This is a genomic window from Dermacoccus sp. Tok2021, assembly GCF_019895135.1.
In the GTDB taxonomy this organism is placed as follows: Bacteria; Actinomycetota; Actinomycetes; order Actinomycetales; family Dermatophilaceae; genus Dermacoccus; species Dermacoccus abyssi.
The window spans coordinates 1-16,089 of record NZ_JAGTHU010000016.1; the positions used below are offsets into that span (position 1 = coordinate 1).

17 protein-coding genes are annotated in these 16,089 nt (G+C 67.7%); 10 read left to right on the forward strand and 7 right to left on the reverse strand.

Features of this window, described 5'->3' with window-relative positions; translation table 11 throughout:
* Positions 1-385, forward strand: a 385-nt coding sequence (locus K9D12_RS10110) for a VOC family protein (protein ID WP_129666037.1), incomplete at its 5' end; no start/stop codon positions are given.
* 76 nt (positions 386-461) lie between these two features.
* Here the strand turns inward: K9D12_RS10110 and K9D12_RS10115 are convergent.
* The gene (locus K9D12_RS10115) at positions 462-1,256 is read right to left on the reverse strand and encodes a DUF6226 family protein (RefSeq protein ID WP_156170143.1); all 795 of its coding nucleotides are present in this window, start codon (positions 1,254-1,256) and stop codon (positions 462-464) included.
* A 382-nt stretch (positions 1,257-1,638) separates the two neighbouring features.
* On the opposite strand from K9D12_RS10115, the gene K9D12_RS10120 reads away from it, so the two are divergent.
* Together K9D12_RS10120 and K9D12_RS10125 are read left to right on the forward strand one after the other, a co-directional pair.
* Positions 1,639-1,896 carry a hypothetical protein gene (locus tag K9D12_RS10120; RefSeq protein WP_047310770.1) on the forward strand — a complete coding sequence of 86 codons (258 nt, stop codon included), beginning with the start codon at positions 1,639-1,641 and terminating at the stop codon, positions 1,894-1,896.
* Between the two features lie 27 nt (positions 1,897-1,923).
* Positions 1,924-2,763: a hypothetical protein gene (locus tag K9D12_RS10125; protein WP_047310769.1), complete on the forward strand. Its 840-nt coding sequence runs from the start codon at positions 1,924-1,926 to the stop codon at positions 2,761-2,763.
* Between the two features lie 146 nt (positions 2,764-2,909).
* Here K9D12_RS10125 and K9D12_RS10130 read toward each other — a convergent pair whose 3' ends face one another.
* Positions 2,910-3,677: an OBAP family protein gene (locus K9D12_RS10130; protein WP_047310768.1), complete on the reverse strand. Its 768-nt coding sequence runs from the start codon at positions 3,675-3,677 to the stop codon at positions 2,910-2,912.
* A 208-nt stretch (positions 3,678-3,885) separates the two neighbouring features.
* On the opposite strand from K9D12_RS10130, the gene K9D12_RS10135 reads away from it, so the two are divergent.
* Positions 3,886-5,118, forward strand: a complete 1,233-nt coding sequence (locus K9D12_RS10135) for an MFS transporter (RefSeq protein ID WP_047310767.1) — start codon at positions 3,886-3,888, stop codon at positions 5,116-5,118.
* A gap of 79 nt (positions 5,119-5,197) precedes the next feature.
* On the opposite strand, the gene K9D12_RS10140 is transcribed toward K9D12_RS10135, so the two are convergent.
* Complete coding sequence (locus K9D12_RS10140) at positions 5,198-6,643, reverse strand: APC family permease (protein ID WP_047310766.1); 1,446 nt, start codon at positions 6,641-6,643, stop codon at positions 5,198-5,200.
* Positions 6,644-6,931: 288 nt separating this feature from the next.
* On the reverse strand, positions 6,932-9,235 hold the full coding sequence (locus K9D12_RS10145; protein ID WP_223060134.1) for a glycosyltransferase family 39 protein: 2,304 nt from the start codon (positions 9,233-9,235) through the stop codon (positions 6,932-6,934).
* A gap of 184 nt (positions 9,236-9,419) precedes the next feature.
* On the opposite strand from K9D12_RS10145, the gene K9D12_RS10150 reads away from it, so the two are divergent.
* From K9D12_RS10150 to K9D12_RS10165, 4 genes are all read left to right on the forward strand, one after another.
* Positions 9,420-9,647: a hypothetical protein gene (locus tag K9D12_RS10150; protein WP_223060135.1), complete on the forward strand. Its 228-nt coding sequence runs from the start codon at positions 9,420-9,422 to the stop codon at positions 9,645-9,647.
* Positions 9,648-9,656: 9 nt separating this feature from the next.
* Positions 9,657-10,115 carry a phosphatase PAP2 family protein gene (locus K9D12_RS10155; protein WP_223060136.1) on the forward strand — a complete coding sequence of 153 codons (459 nt, stop codon included), beginning with the start codon at positions 9,657-9,659 and terminating at the stop codon, positions 10,113-10,115.
* Positions 10,115-10,843: a phosphatase PAP2 family protein gene (locus K9D12_RS10160; protein WP_223060137.1), complete on the forward strand. Its 729-nt coding sequence runs from the start codon at positions 10,115-10,117 to the stop codon at positions 10,841-10,843. Before K9D12_RS10155 ends, K9D12_RS10160 begins: the two co-directional genes overlap by 1 nt.
* 207 nt (positions 10,844-11,050) lie before the next feature.
* Positions 11,051-11,245, forward strand: coding sequence for a hypothetical protein (locus K9D12_RS10165; protein WP_223060138.1), 195 nt, complete (start codon positions 11,051-11,053; stop codon positions 11,243-11,245).
* A gap of 67 nt (positions 11,246-11,312) precedes the next feature.
* On the opposite strand, the gene K9D12_RS10170 is transcribed toward K9D12_RS10165, so the two are convergent.
* From K9D12_RS10170 to K9D12_RS10180, 3 genes are all read right to left on the reverse strand, one after another.
* Positions 11,313-11,705, reverse strand: a complete 393-nt coding sequence (locus tag K9D12_RS10170) for a hypothetical protein (protein ID WP_047310763.1) — start codon at positions 11,703-11,705, stop codon at positions 11,313-11,315.
* The gene (locus K9D12_RS10175; RefSeq protein WP_223060139.1) at positions 11,705-12,106 is read right to left on the reverse strand and encodes a hypothetical protein; all 402 of its coding nucleotides are present in this window, start codon (positions 12,104-12,106) and stop codon (positions 11,705-11,707) included. The genes K9D12_RS10170 and K9D12_RS10175 overlap by 1 nt, the downstream gene beginning before the upstream one ends.
* 134 nt (positions 12,107-12,240) lie before the next feature.
* Positions 12,241-13,722 (reverse strand): hypothetical protein, encoded by a 1,482-nt coding sequence (locus K9D12_RS10180; RefSeq protein WP_223060140.1) that lies wholly within the window; start codon positions 13,720-13,722, stop codon positions 12,241-12,243.
* A 220-nt stretch (positions 13,723-13,942) separates the two neighbouring features.
* On the opposite strand from K9D12_RS10180, the gene K9D12_RS10185 reads away from it, so the two are divergent.
* Positions 13,943-14,857 (forward strand): bifunctional 2-polyprenyl-6-hydroxyphenol methylase/3-demethylubiquinol 3-O-methyltransferase UbiG, encoded by a 915-nt coding sequence (locus K9D12_RS10185; RefSeq protein WP_223060141.1) that lies wholly within the window; start codon positions 13,943-13,945, stop codon positions 14,855-14,857.
* A 50-nt stretch (positions 14,858-14,907) separates the two neighbouring features.
* A complete protein-coding gene (locus K9D12_RS10190) occupies positions 14,908-16,077 on the forward strand; it encodes an RtcB family protein (protein ID WP_223060142.1) in 1,170 nt (389 codons plus the stop codon).
* Positions 16,078-16,089: the final 12 nt, after the last annotated feature.

Consider the following 16,089-nt stretch of genomic DNA (forward strand, 5'->3'; position numbering starts at 1 on the left):
TTCCGTCGCCATCGACACGCCTGACCCTGAGCGTCTCGCCGCGTTCTACTGCAACCTCGCAGGCGGGCGCGTCACGTACCGCAGCGACGACTGGGTCGAGACGCAGTACCCCACCGGTCAGCGACTCTCGTTTCAGTTGTCGCCCGACTACGTGGCTCCGACCTGGCCGGCCAACACCGTGCCGCAGCAGGCGCACGTGGATTTCCACGTGCCTGAATACGAGGCGGCGCACGCGCATGCGCTCAGCCTGGGTGCGACGTTCCTCGAGGACGAGAGTGCCCACGCCGATTTTCGTGTGTACGCCGACCCGGACGGGCATCCCTTCTGCCTGTGCCTCGAACAGCCGGAGCGATACGAAGCCGCAGAATCGACGCCGCAAGCCTGACCGGAACTGGGCGACCGCCGCGTCGGGTTGTCGTCAGGGTCAGCCACAGCGGGGCCTGGGCGTCGCCCGAACGTCATCACGTCATCGGCGTGATGAGCGGCAGGGGTTCACGACCGGGAAACCATGAGGCTCCTCGGACGGCGTAGTCACCCTGACCGAGCCAGTCGCTTCCCGATGAGCCGTCCCATGCGCTGCGCTCGCGCCGGACACCTCCGGTCGCGACGACCTCGATCGAGCCGTCGACGATCGACAGCAACGTCCGGTCGAGACCTTCCAAGAGATCAGCCGAACCGTCATCGCATGCGTCGCAGGGGCAATCGGGCACACGATCGATGATGACGATCGGGTCGCTCAAACCCACCTCGACCTGAGTGCCGAGTTCGTCCAGGGGCCACGCCGCTACGCGTAGGGTCGGCGCGTTCTCGTGCGGGATGGCCATCCACACCACCGACGGTTGTCGCGGACAATTCGGCCACGCCGGGCCACCTTCGCCACGCTCACCCACTGGGCTCGGTTCGACGAGATGGTCGTGTTGGCCGAGTCCATCGCGTCCATCGAGGCCGGCATCCGCGGCGCGAGGGCGACTCTCGTCGGCGGAGGCACAGGGTGTTGTTGCCTGCCCCTGAGTCGGCAGTGGTCCAGCTCCGTGTGGTGCCACGTGAGCGAGACCGAGTTGGGCGAGGGCGTCCATCCAGGCCCGCACGCGAACCTCGAGGATGACGTAGCGCTCGGGGTGGGTGAGGCGGCTGTACTCGTCGTCGGTGGGAGCGCTGCAGCCGCCCGGCGAGCTGGGGTCTGCGTGTGGGTCCGGCCAAGCCGAGGAGCCGCCCGCTGCCACGAAGCAGGCCTCCACGGCATCGAGCAGGCTCACCAGATGATCGGGAAAGCATGGATTCTCGGTTGATTCGTCGGGATGAGCGCGCCAGTAGGCGTTGTGGTCGTGCCACCAGGTCGACATCGCGCCTCCAGCAGGACGGGTACGGGCGGGTCTGGGAGCGCCTGAGCGCTCTCCCTCACGCTACGGGGGCGCGGCCGGGTTAGGCGACGAGGTTTTCTGCGCGCCGACGTGCCGGGGATCGTCCGAAAGCGCGCCTCGTCCCCGGCTGCGGTGTAGCGGCTCCGAGACGCGTCAGGCGAAGAGGCGGCGAGCCCATCCCGACACGGCGCGTTGCCTACGCGCCCCGAGCCGGGGCGATAGGCAACTTCACCGCTATGGTACTTTGGTACCAAGAACTCACGAAAGGACGCTCTTCATGCCTGCCGTTGCGCCTATCAAGGTGTCCTCTTCGACGGACGCGCTCATCTCTCACGCAGCGCACTTCCTCTCGACGTCCAAGAAGGATGTCGTCGAGGTTGCTGTGCAGGAATACATCGATCGCCACCGTGACGAGATCAACGCCTCCGTGCAGAACATTCTTCGCGAGATCAACGGTTCGGACGCTGCCGCCGTTTCGGCCCTCAGCGGCTTCTCTGCGCAGGAGCTCGACGATCTGGGTGGATTGCCCGACTGACATGTGAGGACTCGCTAGTCTCTCGCTATGCAGGCTGATGATCATTCAGGTGTACGTCCCACCCGACGTTGCCTCGACTCGCTCGAGATCGAGATCCCGAAGTTGGACGCTCCCCTGCATCTGCTGGCCCACGAGCTCGTCGAGGAAGCACAGTCGCTTCCGGCCCGCATGCTTGCTGGCCGAGCCACCCGCATCGGGGTGCTCAAAGACCGAGTCTGGTTCAAGGTGAAGCGCGGGCGGTGGCGCGGCGTCGCCACCCGCCTCACCGACGCGGACCTACACGAGAACGCACGACTCGATGATGCCGCTGGGTGGACGCGAAGCGTGAACGAATCCTCGCGGTGGTGGCTTGGGGCCGCTGGGTGGCGGGAAGACGGCGCGCGTCGCGACTTTTACACCAGAATCGAGTCCGAGTGCCGGTGCGTCTGGAGCGAAGCGAAGAAGGACAGGATCAACACCGATTCGCTTCTGCCCCAGGAATGGGATCGACGCAGAATCATTGCCGAGCGCGCCGTAGCCGAGCAGCGCGCCTATCGGACGGTCATGATGCAGTGCGCTGCGCGCAGCTTGCGCAGCGGGAAGATCGTCATGGCACACTTCGATGCCTTCGCAATGGGTGTCCTGATCCGCGCGGATCGCGGAGAGCAATTCGTTGCCTTCATTGCGAGACAGGTTTACGACCCGAAGAGGCTCGCGGTCATGATGTCGGCCCTCCCGGGTGTGTCCGGGGACGACTGGGGTCCGGAGCCTGCGGGGATAGCGGACCTGGCGCCTGGTCCGGGTGAAGTTGTCTGGTCGGCCGTCCTGACGCCGGAGGCAGCTAACGCGATTCTCGACGCGGTGCCCTGGAGCGACGAGCCTGTGTGACTCGGGAACGCTCACCTCAAGCCGCCGAGGGGAGCGGGTTCGACACACGGGACGTTAAGCGGCTCGCACCGACAGCATCTGCTCCCGCGGGACGAGGAGCGCCTGCAGTCAAAGCACCCGCCCTTATCGGCAACGTCCCGCCTTCCTCAGCGCGTGAAGTCGACATCCTCGAGCGTTGTCTGCACCGAGCGTCCGCTCTGCCACGAGTTCGCGGCGGGGTCGACGTCGGGCATCGGGATGTCGGCGCGGTCGCGTCGCTTGTCGGGCGTGGAGACGCCGAGGCGCTCGTCGCGTTCGCGCGTGGCGTTCTCGTCGGCCTGTCCGTCGTCGGTGAAGCCCATCATGAGTTGCGGGATGCCGAACGGGAAGTCGGCTTTGTCGTACTGCCACGTGTGGAACGTCTTGCCGTACGTCGAGACGAGATCTTCGAAGTAGGAACGCTCCGCGAGATCCGGAATGCCCGGCGCCACGAGCATCCCCGACTTCACCTCGTAGTGGTGGCTGTGCCACAGCTTCTTCTCGTCCTCGGGCAGCGTCGCGAATTTCTCTGCGCTGATGATGTATTCGATGCCGATGAGGCGAGCGTCCGCGGCGTTGCTGTCGTAGATGACGCACTGATGCAGGTCGTGACGCAGGTGGGTGCAGAAGTGCGTCGCCTCGACCTGACGGCCCATGTCGTCGGCGTAGAAGTGGAAACCGTTGAGGTAGGTACTCATCGCGTCGAGCGGGTACTTCGGCTGCGCGGTCGCCGACGCGAAGTCGAGGGCGCGGTGCTTGGCCGAATGCCCCTTGCCGGTCTTCATGATCGCGGTGACCTTCTTGGCAAGGCCCAGACCTGCCGCCGTGAGGGCGCCAGCGCCGAAGGCGGTGAAGGTGTGACGGTGTTCCGAGCTGAAGAGGTGACGGTAAGTCATGACTCCACGCTAGAAACCTCATCGGCCCTGCTGCCCACCCGAACAGGCGGGCAGCGTCATCACGGCGGCGCAGCGCTGGGCGTGGACCGAGGGGTGGAAGTGCGGTAGGTCGGTTCGTCAGGAGTTCGTAGCATCGAGGACTCGCCACCCGCACGAGGAGCCGCCCGCGAGTACCGCCAGCCGCCATCCCGCCTGGGGAGTCGCGTGCGTGACGGCGGGTGCGCTGCTCCCCGCGTCGGCCTTCCGTTCGACGACCGGTGTGCTCATGGAACCGATCGAGCACTCGACGGGGTGGTCGCGCGACGTGACGTCGGGCGCCGCGAGCCTCAACCTCGTGCTCTACGGCATCGCTGCCCCGTTCACCGCAGCCCTGATGCAGGCGTGGGGCGTGCGCCGCACGGTCACGTGGTCGCTCGTCATCGTCGGGTTGGCCAGCGCGGCCGTCACTCTCGTCGGTGAGCCGTGGCAGCTGTGGCTGCTGTGGGGCGTCTTCATCGGCCTCGGCACGGGCTCGATGGCGCTGACGTTCGGCACGATCATCGCGAACCGCTGGTTCGTCACGCATCGGGGCACCGTCACCGGCGTCTTCTCGGCGGCCACGGCCGCCGGTCAGGTGCTCTTCGTGCCGGTCATTGCCATGATTGCGGCCGGGCCCGGTTGGCGCACAGCGTCATTGGTCGCCGGGGTGTGTTCCCTCGTCATGGCGGTGCTCTGCGCGCTGTTCCTGCGCGACCGGCCCGCCGACGTCGGGGTCGGCGCCATCGGTGCCGCGAGTGCGCAGGATGTCGAGGACGAGGGCCCCGCTTCCGCATCGATGGCCCTGACGGCCTTGCGCAGTGCCGCTCGACACTGGGCCTTCTGGGTGCTCATGCTGACGTTCTTCGTGTGCGGCTGGTCGACGAACGGCATCGTCGTCACACACCTCGCGCCGGCCGCACACGACCACTCGATGGCGCCGACGACGGCCGCCACCCTCATCGGCATCATCGGGATCTTCGACATCGTCGGCACGGTCGCCTCCGGCTGGCTGACCGACCGCTACGACCCGCGCATTCTTCTCGCGATCGACTACGTCACGCGCGGCATCTCGCTCGTGTTCATCAACGGCCTGTTCGGCCCGAGCGTCGACATGCCCATGTGGGCGTTCGTCGTCTTCTACGGCCTCGACTGGACGGCCACGGTGCCACCCACCGTCGAGCTGTGTCGCCGTCACTTCGGGCTGCACGCGTCGGGCGTCGTCTTCGGCTGGATCTACGCGTCGCACATGATCGGCGCCGGAATCGGCGCGAGCGTCTCGGGCGCGCTGCGCTCGGGAGCTGGCTCGTACGCGTCCGCGTGGCTGCTCACGGCCGGCCTGTGTCTCGTCGCCGGGGTGCTGCCGATGACGATGAAACGCGCCCCCAAGGCCCACGACGACGACCAGATCGCCGTCCCCCTCTGACAAACGCATCAACGCCTCGCGACGTGACGGCGCCCGCTCGACCGTGAGGGTCGGGCGGGCGCCGTCGTCGGGAGAGGGGTTACTCCTCGAGGTTCTCGATGTCGCTGAAGCGCGTCTTCTCGTGGTGGCGCGTGTGGACGAACCACGTGAACAGCGACAGCACGACGCCGATGGCGAGCAGGGCCGCGCCGATCTTGTACTGGATGTACTTCTCCGGGTCGCGCGCCCACGGGCCGGCGAGGAAGGCGCACAGCACCGCACCGAGGATCGGGATGACGGTAGGTGCACGGAAGGCCTTGGGGTGTGCCTTCTCCCGGCGCAGCACGAGGCACGCGATGTTGACGATGGTGAACACGATGAGCAGCAGCAGACCCGTCGTGCCGCCGAGTGCGCCGACGACCGGCGTGCCCTTCTGCATCGACACGTAGATGATGAGCGCCAGGGCGAGCGCCGTCGTGAAGAACACGGCCGCGTAGGGCGACTGGCGGCGCGACACCTTGCCGAGTGCTGGCGGGAGCACTTCCTGCTTCGCCAGGCCGTAGATGAGGCGGCTCGCCATCATCATGTTGATGAGTGCGGTGTTGGCGACGGCGAACACCGTGAGGAACGGGAAGACCGCGTCGACGGGGAAGCCGGGCATGCCGGTCTTGACGACCTCGAGCAGGATGCCGGTCTCGCCGTCGAAGTTCTGGATGTCCTTGATCGGCAGCACGAGCACGACCGACACGGCGACTAGCATGTAGATGAGCACGGCGATGCCGAGACCCGTGAGCATGATGCGCGGGAAGACCTGACGCGGGTTCTCCGTCTCCTCGACCATGTTGACCGAGTCCTCGAAGCCCACCATCGAGAAGAACGCGATGGCGGTGGCGACGGTCGTCGCGGCGAACATGTTGCGGTCCGAGGACGACTCGAACGTCGTGAGCTGGCTGAAGTCGGCGCCCTTCGTGGCCATGGCGTAGAAGCCGATGCCGATGACGACGGCCAGTGCGAACAACTCGACGACGGTGAGCACGACGTTGAACTTCACGCTCTCGCCGACGCCACGCAGGTTGATGAGCGCGAGCAGCACCATGAACGCGAGGGCGACGAGCATCGTGCCGAGGGCGCCCGGGCCGTCGTCACCGCCGACGCCGAGACCGGTGAGGAGGTTCGCGGCGAGCAGGTTCGACGACGTCGCAGCGCTCGTGATGCCCGAGCAGACGACGGTGAACGCCACGATGAACGTGAGGAAGTGGATGCCGAACGCCTTGTGCGTATAGAGAGCAGCGCCGGCGGCTTGCGGGTACTTCGTCACGAGTTCGAGGTAGCTGAACGCCGTCAGGGTGGCGACGGTGAACGCGATGAGGAACGGCAGCCACGCCATGCCGCCCACTTCGCCCGCAATGTCGCCGGTGACGGCGTAGATGCCTGCGCCGAGAATGTCGCCGACGATGAACAGAAGCAGCAGCTTCGGGCTGAGGACCCGCTTGAGCTCGGTCTTCGGCTCGTGCGCCTCGGCTTGCGCAGCGTCCGTCGCAGCCATGATGTGTCCTCTCACCCCGTGATGCGTGTCACTCACACTGTCGCGTACGCAGCGGTAGAGCAACCCTGACATGCCGCCCCGTCGCGACTTTCACGAACGCCTTTCGGGGGCCGACCTATCTTGCACGCTGACGAACACCGTTGTGGGTGTTGGCGGCTCACGATTCCGGCAGATCGGTTCGGGTCATGAGGCTCGGCGGCTACCAGCCGCAGCCGGTGCACTTGTGTGGATCTGGCCGCGATATCTCGCGGCCAGATCCACACAACGTACCCAGATCGGGGGAGAGGCTTACGACGTCGCCTTCGTCAGGTCGTAGATCGTCACGCCACCGACGGTCGTCGCCGTGTAGTGCGCCTTGACCCAGGCCGTGATCTGCGCGGCCGACCCGTTGCCACCCTGGCCACCGCCCATGCCGCCTCCGGCGATGAAGTACGTGATGTCGCCGTTCTTCACGTACTCCTGGAACTGCGCGAGCGTGACGTTGTTGTCGCTGCCGCTCCAGCCACCGATCGACATCACCGCGGTGTCGGAGGCGAGGATGTACCCGGCCGCACTCTGGTCACCGATGACCGCAGCGGACCACGTGGATGTCGTCGCGTCGAGCTTGGCGCTGAGGGCCGTGTTGCTCGTCGCGCTGCCCTGGCCGCCGGGAGCAGCCTGCATCGAACCGAACGTTGCCGATCCCGACGTTGCACCGCCCGACGACGCGGACCCGCTCCCGGGGGAGTTCGTCGAACCTGACGACGACTGGCCGTTCGTGCCGGACGCTCCCGGTGCGGCACCGTTTGGTGCCGATCCACCGGGGCTGCCGGACGGCGGCGTTCCCGTCGGCGGCTGCCCGCTCGGCGGCGTTCCGGTGGGTGCTTGCGCCGACGATGACGACGACGACCCGCCTGACGTGCCGCCCTGTTGGGCGTTCTGCTGGGTGCCTTGCTGACCGCTCGGTCGAGTGCCGGCCTGGCCAGCCGACGGGCCACCACCCATGGGGCCGCCACTTGCCCCGCCGGCCACGGCCGGGCCTGACGCCGGCATCGAGCCGGTGTGACCCTGCGTGATCGTCGCGAGCGTGTACGCCGTCGTTCCGCCCAGGCCACCGAGCACGCCGATGACGAGTCCGATCGTCGCGAAACGACGCACTCGCGCAGGGCGAGCACCGGCGACCACGAACGTCAGCGTCCCGATGACGGCGAGTACCAGCGACACCCACTTCATCCACGGCATCCACGACGCAGCGTTCGTCGACAGCACCTGGAAGCTCCAGGCCGCCGTCACGACGACAGCCGCGGCGATGACGAGCCGCCACACCAACGAGTCGCGTCGGGCCCACGCCTCACGGCCACCGACGGCGACGCACGCCGCGATCGCCGGAGCGAGTGCCACCGCGTAGTACGAGTGGACGGTGCCCTGCATGAACGACAGGCACAGCGCCGTGACGACGAGCCAGCCGCCCCAGAGGATGAGCGATGCGCGAACACGGTCGGTGCGCGGCGCCCGTCCTCGAGCGACGAAACCGGCGACGAGCAGCAGGAGAGCGGCCGGAAGCAGCCACGAGATTTCACCGGCGAACTGGCTGTTGAACATGCGCAGGAGGCCTGCGGTGCCACCGAAGCCGCCTCCGCCACCACCTCCGCCGCCGTTGCCCGCGCCGCCGAGGATGCGGCCGAGGCCGTTGTAGCCGAGGGCGAGCTCCCACAGCGAGTTGTTCGTCGAGCCGCCGATGTAGGGGCGTGCCGACGCCGGCCACAGCGAGACGAGTGCGACGAGCCAGCCAGCTCCGACGACGACGCCGACGAGACCCACGACGAGGTGCGCGAGGCGCTGCTTGAGCGAGAACCGGGCCGCGACGAGGTAGGCCAGGCCGAGGCCGGGCAGCACGAGCAGGCCCTGGAGCATCTTGGTGAGGAACGCGAAGCCGATGAGCAGACCGGCTCCGAGCATCCATCGCAGAGCCACGCGTCCGCGTGTGGTTTCCACAGCGCGCACCACCGCGTAGGCGGCCGCCGTCATGAGGAGAACGAGCATCGCGTCGGGGTTGTCGAAGCGGAACATGAGCGCCGCAACCGGCGTCAGGGTGACGAGGAGACCGGCGAACAGCCCGGCCGCGTGCCCCGACCACCGACGCACCGCGCCGTAGGTCAGCGCCACCGTGCCGACGCCCATGAGCGCCTGCGGCAGGAGGAGGGAGAAGCTCGAAAACCCGAAGATCCGAGCAGACAGACCCATGACCCACAGCGAGGCCGGGGGCTTGTCGACCGTGATGGCGTTGCTCGCATCGAGCGACCCGAAGAGCCAGGCCTTCGCGTCCTGGGTCGCCGACTTCACTGCGGCGGCGTAGAACTCGTTGGCGTAGCCGGAGTTCGTCAGATCCCACAGGTAGACGAACGCAGCGAACGCGAGCAGCGCGAAGAGCGCGGGACGCGCCCAGGTTGGGTCGTCCTGCCTGCCGCGCAGGAGAGTGGCCGCGCGCCCACGGCTCGAGGTCTGGCCCGTGACGGCGTCCGTGCGTGACGCGCCGCCCGTCGGGTGTTTGTCATGAGGCGCGGTGTCGCTGCGTGAGCGCCGCAGCAACCGCGCTGGGGTGGTCGTCGTCATCGCTGATCCTTGGTCCGTTCGACGGCCGCCGAGTGCGACCGTGACGAGACCAAACTCCCGGCCCTCTCTTTGCCGGTCACTGGGTGGCGCTGTGGGGTTCCTGTGGACGAATCTGCCCGAATCGTGGGTGGTCGTCATCGCCGAGCGCCGCGGCGGTGCCGGACGCCACGCGTACTCTGACGGCGTGTCCCCAGCAACGTCGGGCGCGTGGTTCGTTCGCGTCGTCCTGCCCCGCCTCGTGCGCGGTGCCCTCGCAGCCGCAGTGCTCTGTCTGCCCGTTGTCGTCCTAGCCGTGCTGGTCACACGTCACTGGTCGCCCATCGTCGACGCCGACCAACGCGCCGTCCTCGCAGCCACGAACGTCACGCGCGAGTGGGGTTTCCTCCCGGCGCTCGAGGCGTGGCAGTGGTGACTCCACCCGATGCGGGTCTACATCGCGGCCGTGCCGATTGCGCTGTGGACGTGGCACCGGCGTCTTCGCGGGCGCACCATCTGGGGTGTCGTGACGATGCTCGTCGGCTGGAACCTCGGCCTCCAGGCGAAGCTCCTCGTCGAGCGCGCGCGGCCACTCATCGACGATCCCGTCGCCCACGCGCCGGGCTACAGCTTCCCCAGCGGGCACGAGTTCAACGTCGCCATGATGCTCACGACGAGCCTCATCATGATCTGGCCCCTCGTGCGCGAAAGGGCGCTCGCGCTGCGTGCCCTTCTCGTCGCGGGCGCCGCCGTCATCGCCGTGCTCACGGCCCTCGACCGTGTTTTCCTCGGCGTCCATTACCCGAGTGACGTGACGGCCGGCGTTCTGCTGGGGTGCGGGTTGTCGGTGGCCTCGTTCCTCGGCTTCAGTCACCGGCCGCGAGCGACGAAGGAGCCGGTGTGATGGCTAATCGGCCCATTGCGAACACGTGCGCCGCTCGGCCCACCGTCCGCGAGGTGCTGCGATCGGTACTGCTTCGCGCCGTTCTTCCTGCGCCCGTGATGTTCGGGCTCTTGTTCGGTATCGGCAAGGCCCTCATGACGGTGTTCCACGAGGTGCCGTCCGAAGAGCGCATCTCGCAGAAGGTGGCCGCCGAGCGTGACGGTGTGCTCAACACCGTGACGAAGGTCGTCTCGACGATCAACGACACCTGGTTCACGATCGGCGGAGCGATCGTCATCGGGCTCGCTCTTCTCGCGCTGACGCGGAAGTGGTGGCTGAGCGTCGTGCCGCTGCTCGCCATCAGTCTCGAAGCGAGCGTCTTCGTGCCCGTGACGCACCTCGTCGGCCGACCGCGCCCCGAGGTCGGTCGGCTCGACAACGCGCCGCCGACCTCCAGCTTTCCCAGCGGCCACACGGCCGCGTCGTTCGCGCTGTTCTGGTCACTCGCGATGCTCGCGACGCGTATCGAGAACTCGGCTCTGCGACGCACCGTGCAGACGCTGTGCGTCCTCTTTCCGTTCGGCGTGGGCGCCGCACGTCTCTACCGCGGCATGCACCACTTCAGCGACATCGTGTTCGGTGGCCTCCTTGGCATCGGGTGCGCGTTCGCGGCCTACCTCGCCGTTCGAGCGGCGGATCGCAGTGCCACCGAACGTCAGGTGGATCGGGGGAAGCTGACGACGGTCTGAAGCGTGAGCCCAAGGTGTCCAATTTGGGACGGATCGCGGTGTTCGGCCGTGTTGTTCAGGTGGTGACGGTCCGGAAAGCAGGACCGCGAAAAATTGTCGGTTCACTTTTCGATGCACGCTCGATTTCACTCCCGTCGAGGTGAGAAGGTCAGACTCCGTTCCCGGACACCGGCGCACCACGGTGGCGGCTTTCTTCGAGGAGAGACCATGAAACGACTCACCGCAGCGGCTGCTTCGATGCTCGTCGCCGGATCCTTCGTCGCACTCTCCGCGGGGGCGGCCAACGCTGTGAGCCACCCGGTCACCGCGAAGCACGGTGAGGACAACGCCCCCACGGCGCGCGGCGAGGACAACGCCCCGTCCGTTCGCGGTGAGGACAACACACCCGGCGCGCGTGGCTGACGATGACGCACGAGGCGCCCTCCACGACGAATCGCGAAGGGCGCCGACGAGGTGAGGCGTGCAGGCTTCAGCCCATGCGTTCGATCGACTCGGCGCTGATCTCCGTGACGTCGTTGATGCCCTGGGTGCGCTGCCCCGTCACCGAGCCGCGCACGCGAACGACGCTGCCGAGGCGGAGGTGCTGGGTGTTCGGCAGCGGGCAGCACAGGGCGAGACCCGAGTCGACGGTGCGGAAGCAGTGGCGCACGATGTCCGGGCCGTCCTGCGCGTGGCGGGGGGTGGTGCCGGCAACGCGTACGACGATCTCGAAGGGCTCGCCGACCTCGCCGAGATAGCCCGACGACGTCGTGCGGGTGGAATCCTGCTCAGCCGGGCCGGCAGCGACCCCGGCGAACCGGTCGTCGCGGGCCGCGCCGCGACGTTGCGCGGAGACGCGGGAGAGGGTCAAGGGGCCGAACATCAGGTCATCCTCAGCGGGTTGAAGCACTCGTGGAGCGACGTGATGCAGACATCGTCACGACGGATGTGGGCCTGTACGAGGCCGGACAATTTCACTCGATCGCCCACGCGGAATCCGTAGCGGCGGGCTGATGACCATTCAAGCAAATTGTGAGTGCCGATTTGGCGGACGAGATAACGCTGAATTCGATGACCCATGTCGGTGATGGCGACGATCTCCACCGGCACGCGCACGTGCTCGGCCTGTTCACCGATCCATTCACTCGCCAGCGACGGGACGAACGGGCGCTCAGGGGTGCGGCTCGCGGCACCCGTTGCAGTCGCCGTGCGGGTGCTGGACGAGACGAGGTTCACCGGAGCGAAAGTGCGCACGAGGGCACGACGAAGAACGAAGGTCGCCACACGAACTCCAAAGCTGATCGACAGTCCTGACAGGGGTAGGACGCTCGATCAAGGTTTGGGTTGCACGTCGTGAGGTGATCAACGGAAAACGTGTGCGCGTCGTCGGGCCGAGATGCTCGAAGACGGTGCGTGTGTCAGCGGCGCACGACCTCGGGCAGGCCGAGCACGGCGGCCACGCCGAGCGCGGAACGCGGGGCCCACGCCGTCCGCCACAGCCCGCCGTGAGCGGCGCCGTCGCTGAAGAGTGCCTCCGGGTGGTCGCGGTGCGGCGCCTCGCCGGGCGCCAGGTCATCGCGCATGACGTCGTGCACGAGCAGCGCAGCCATGAGGGCGCGGCTCGTCTCGGGCGCGAAGACCTCGACGCCGAAGTGGTGGGCGCCGCCGTACGCCGCGCGCAGGACGGGGTTCTTCGTCACCGATCGCGTGAGCGTGGCCGGGGCGACGTTGAACGACACGCGCTTGCCGTCGGCCTCCGCCGCCACAGCACGCCAGCGCTGCAGTCGCTTCGCGACGGCGTAGTTCGGGCCCTGCTGCGCGACGAGGCAGTCGGCCACGTGCGAGTGCTTGGGGTAGGGCTCGCTGAACAGCTGGCCCCGCGAGGCCAGTCGTAGCCCCTTCTTCGCGACGCCGCGACTGCCGTGACGCTGCCAGCGTCCCCGCGAGGCGTCGACGATCTCCTGCGGCACGACGAAGGCGTCCGTCGGAGTGGCGAGGTACGCGAGGACCGTGGTGGGGCGCATGCGTTGCAGGTACTGGCCGATGGCGTCGGCCGCCAGCGTGAGGCGGATGTGCATGCCCGAGTCGGCGTAGGCGTGCATGCCAAAGACGATCGTGTCGTCGCAGGCGTTGTCGGCGAACCAGGCTGCAACACCGGCCGGGTCGGCCACGATGTCGGCACCCGCCTCGCCGTCCCTGACGGGCAGGGTGATGCTGCCAGCCCCGGCCTCGGCGAACTTCGCGAGACGCTCGCTGACGCGCGGAATGTCCACGGCGAGGATGCGTGCGCCCCAGCGCGACAGCATGTCGGTGGGGCCCATCTCGGCGCCCGCGCCGACGCTCGCGAGGACGTGACCGGGCAGGCTCAGCCATTCCGGGTGGTTGATGACGCGCTTGACCGCTTCGGCGCACGAGGCCTCGATGACGCCCTTGGCCACCCACGTGTCGAGTTGACGCTCGAGGTCGTGGCCCGTGAGATCGCGTCCCTTGTAGGGCACCGCCAACGCCTCGACCCGAGGCTTGCGACCGTCGATCGTGCGGTCCTCGTACGTGCCGTGAGCCGCTTCGACGGCGTCGTCGAAGGCCCACTCGGCGAGTGGTGTTTCGTGGCCGTCGTCCCCGACGACGCGCATGCGGCGGTAGGCGGAGTCGAGCCCCGCGCGGGCGATGTCGACAGCGGCCTGCGGCGTGGAGGCCGTCGTCATCGTGAGGTCGCGAACCGCGGCGAGGTAGGCCTCGCGCCAGTTCTTCGCGCCCTCCACGCGTGCGGCGAGGGCCGCGTCGCTGCCGCGGACGGCGTCGGTGACGATGCCCCGAACGGTCGGGGTGGTGGGGCGCTCGGCGTCAGCGCTCTCCGCGGTGTCGGGCGCGGGGAAGGTGATGCCACGAAGCGTCGTCATCGTCTGTCTCTTCCTGATCGGGGCAGCGGTCGCTTCCATGAAATCCCACGCGGTGTGGCCGGATCATCCGAAGAACCGCCAACGTCGGACGGGCGTCTTTGGAGGTTTCCTCCAATTTCTCGATGATGAGCGGTGACCGCGGCACCCGTGCCGCGTTTCCGAGGCAACATCGTCGGATATTCGGTCGCGCACCGGGAGCACCTGCGTCAGACTCTCATCCATGAACTCCTTCACCACGAGTTCTCCCAGCGCCGACGCGACGTGGGAGAACTCCCGCTCGCACAATCAGGCCAACTGGGACGAGCGCGCCGCCGCGCACGCTTCGAGCCCCGACTACGCCGTCCAGCGCTTCGTCGACAACCCTGACGCCCTCAGTGGCGTCGTCGAGTTCGACCGACCTCGTCTCGGCTCGATCGCGGGCCTCGACGTCGTACACCTGCAGTGCCACATCGGCACGGACACGCTCTCGTTGGCGCGTCTCGGGGCAGCGTCCGTCACGGGGCTCGACTTCTCGACGGCGTCGCTCGAGCAGGCGCGCAGCATCACCGAGCGCGCCGGGCACCGCGACATCCGGTTCGTTCAGTCCGATGTCTACGACGCTCCGGCCGCGCTCGAACGACAGCAGTTCGACCTCGTCTATACCGGCATCGGCGCGTTGTGCTGGCTGCCGAGCGTCGAACGGTGGGCCGCCGTGGTGGCTGAGCTGCTGCGACCAGGCGGACGACTGTTCATCCGCGAGGGACACCCGATGCTGTGGGCGCTGGGCGACAACCCAGCCACCGGTCAGCGCACCCTCGCGGACGGAGAGTTCACCGGCCCAGCGCTCGAATTCCCGTACTTCGAGATGCCCGAGCCACTCGTGTTCGACGACGGCGGCACCTACGTCGAGACCGAGCGCGAGTTCAACGCGACGGTCACGCACGAGTGGAACCACGGTCTCGGCGAGATCGTCACCGCGCTGCTCAAGGCGGGCCTGCGCCTCGACTTGTTCACCGAACACCAGAGCGTCCCCTGGAACGCGATGCCCGGCCAGATGGTCGAGATCGGCGCCGGCGAATGGCAGCTCGCCGAAGCGCCGGAACGTCTCGCCGCCACGTACACGATCACCGCCACGAAGGTGGCACCCGAAACCTGACCTTGCTCCGTACTCCTTGCGGTGCAGGGTGACCGCAAGGAGAAAGAACAATGGAGCGCATTTCCCCGACCCTCTTCAACTGGGCCTCGATCCTCGAGGATTCGACCCGCGAGCAGGCCGTCACCACGGCGTCGATGCCGTTCGTCTCCCCGCACCTGGCCCTCATGCCGGATGCCCACCTCGGCCGCGGCGCGACCGTCGGCTCGGTCATTCCGACGCTCGGGGCCATCATCCCGGCCGCCGTCGGTGTCGATATCGGCTGCGGCATGATCGCCGTCCGCACGCAGCACACGGCGGCAGATCTGCCCACCGAGCGTGCGTCCGTGCGTCAGGCGATCGAGCGCGCCATCCCGCTCTCGGCGGGTGGGGCCAACCGCAAGATCAGCCGAGAGCACACGCAGGTGCGCATCGACGAGCTCGAGACGATGGCCGAAGAGGCCGGGTTCGACCCGGCCGCGTACGCGAAGAAGTGGAAGCTCCAGCTCGGCTCGCTCGGTTCCGGTAACCACTTCATCGAGATCTCGCTCGACGAGGAGGACCGGGTGTGGCTCTTCCTGCACTCCGGTTCGCGAGGTGTCGGCAACCGCATCGCCCAGCACCACATCAAGGCGGCCGAGGCGTACTGCCGGACGAACTGGATCCTGCTGCCCGACCGTGACCTCGCCTACCTCGTCGAGGGAACGCCGCAGTTCGACGCCTACATCCGTGAACTGCGCTGGGCGCAGCACTTCGCGCTCCTCAACCGCGAGGAAATGATGGACCGCGTCGTGCGCCAGTACGCCGAGTGGGTGGACGAGCCGGTGACAGAGCTTGAGCGGATCAACTGCCACCACAACTACACGGAGCAGGAGAAGCACTTCGGGAAGAACGTGTGGCTCTCACGGAAGGGCGCGATCAACGCCGAGGCAGGGCGTCCGGGTCTCATTCCGGGCTCGATGGGTACGGCGTCGTACGTGGTCGTCGGCAAGGGCAACGCGCTCTCGCTCAACTCGTCGCCGCACGGTGCGGGTCGTGCGTTCTCCCGTTCTGCGGCGCGCAAGCGCTTCACTGGTGACGAGCTGCGGGAGGCGATGAAGGGCATCGAGTACCGCGACACCGATGCCTTCATCGACGAGATCCCGGGCGCGTACAAGGACATTGACCAGGTGATGGCGGACGCCGCCGACCTCGTCGAGATCCGGCACACGCTGCGTCAGATCGTCAACGTCAAGGGCGACTAGTCGTAGCCCGAT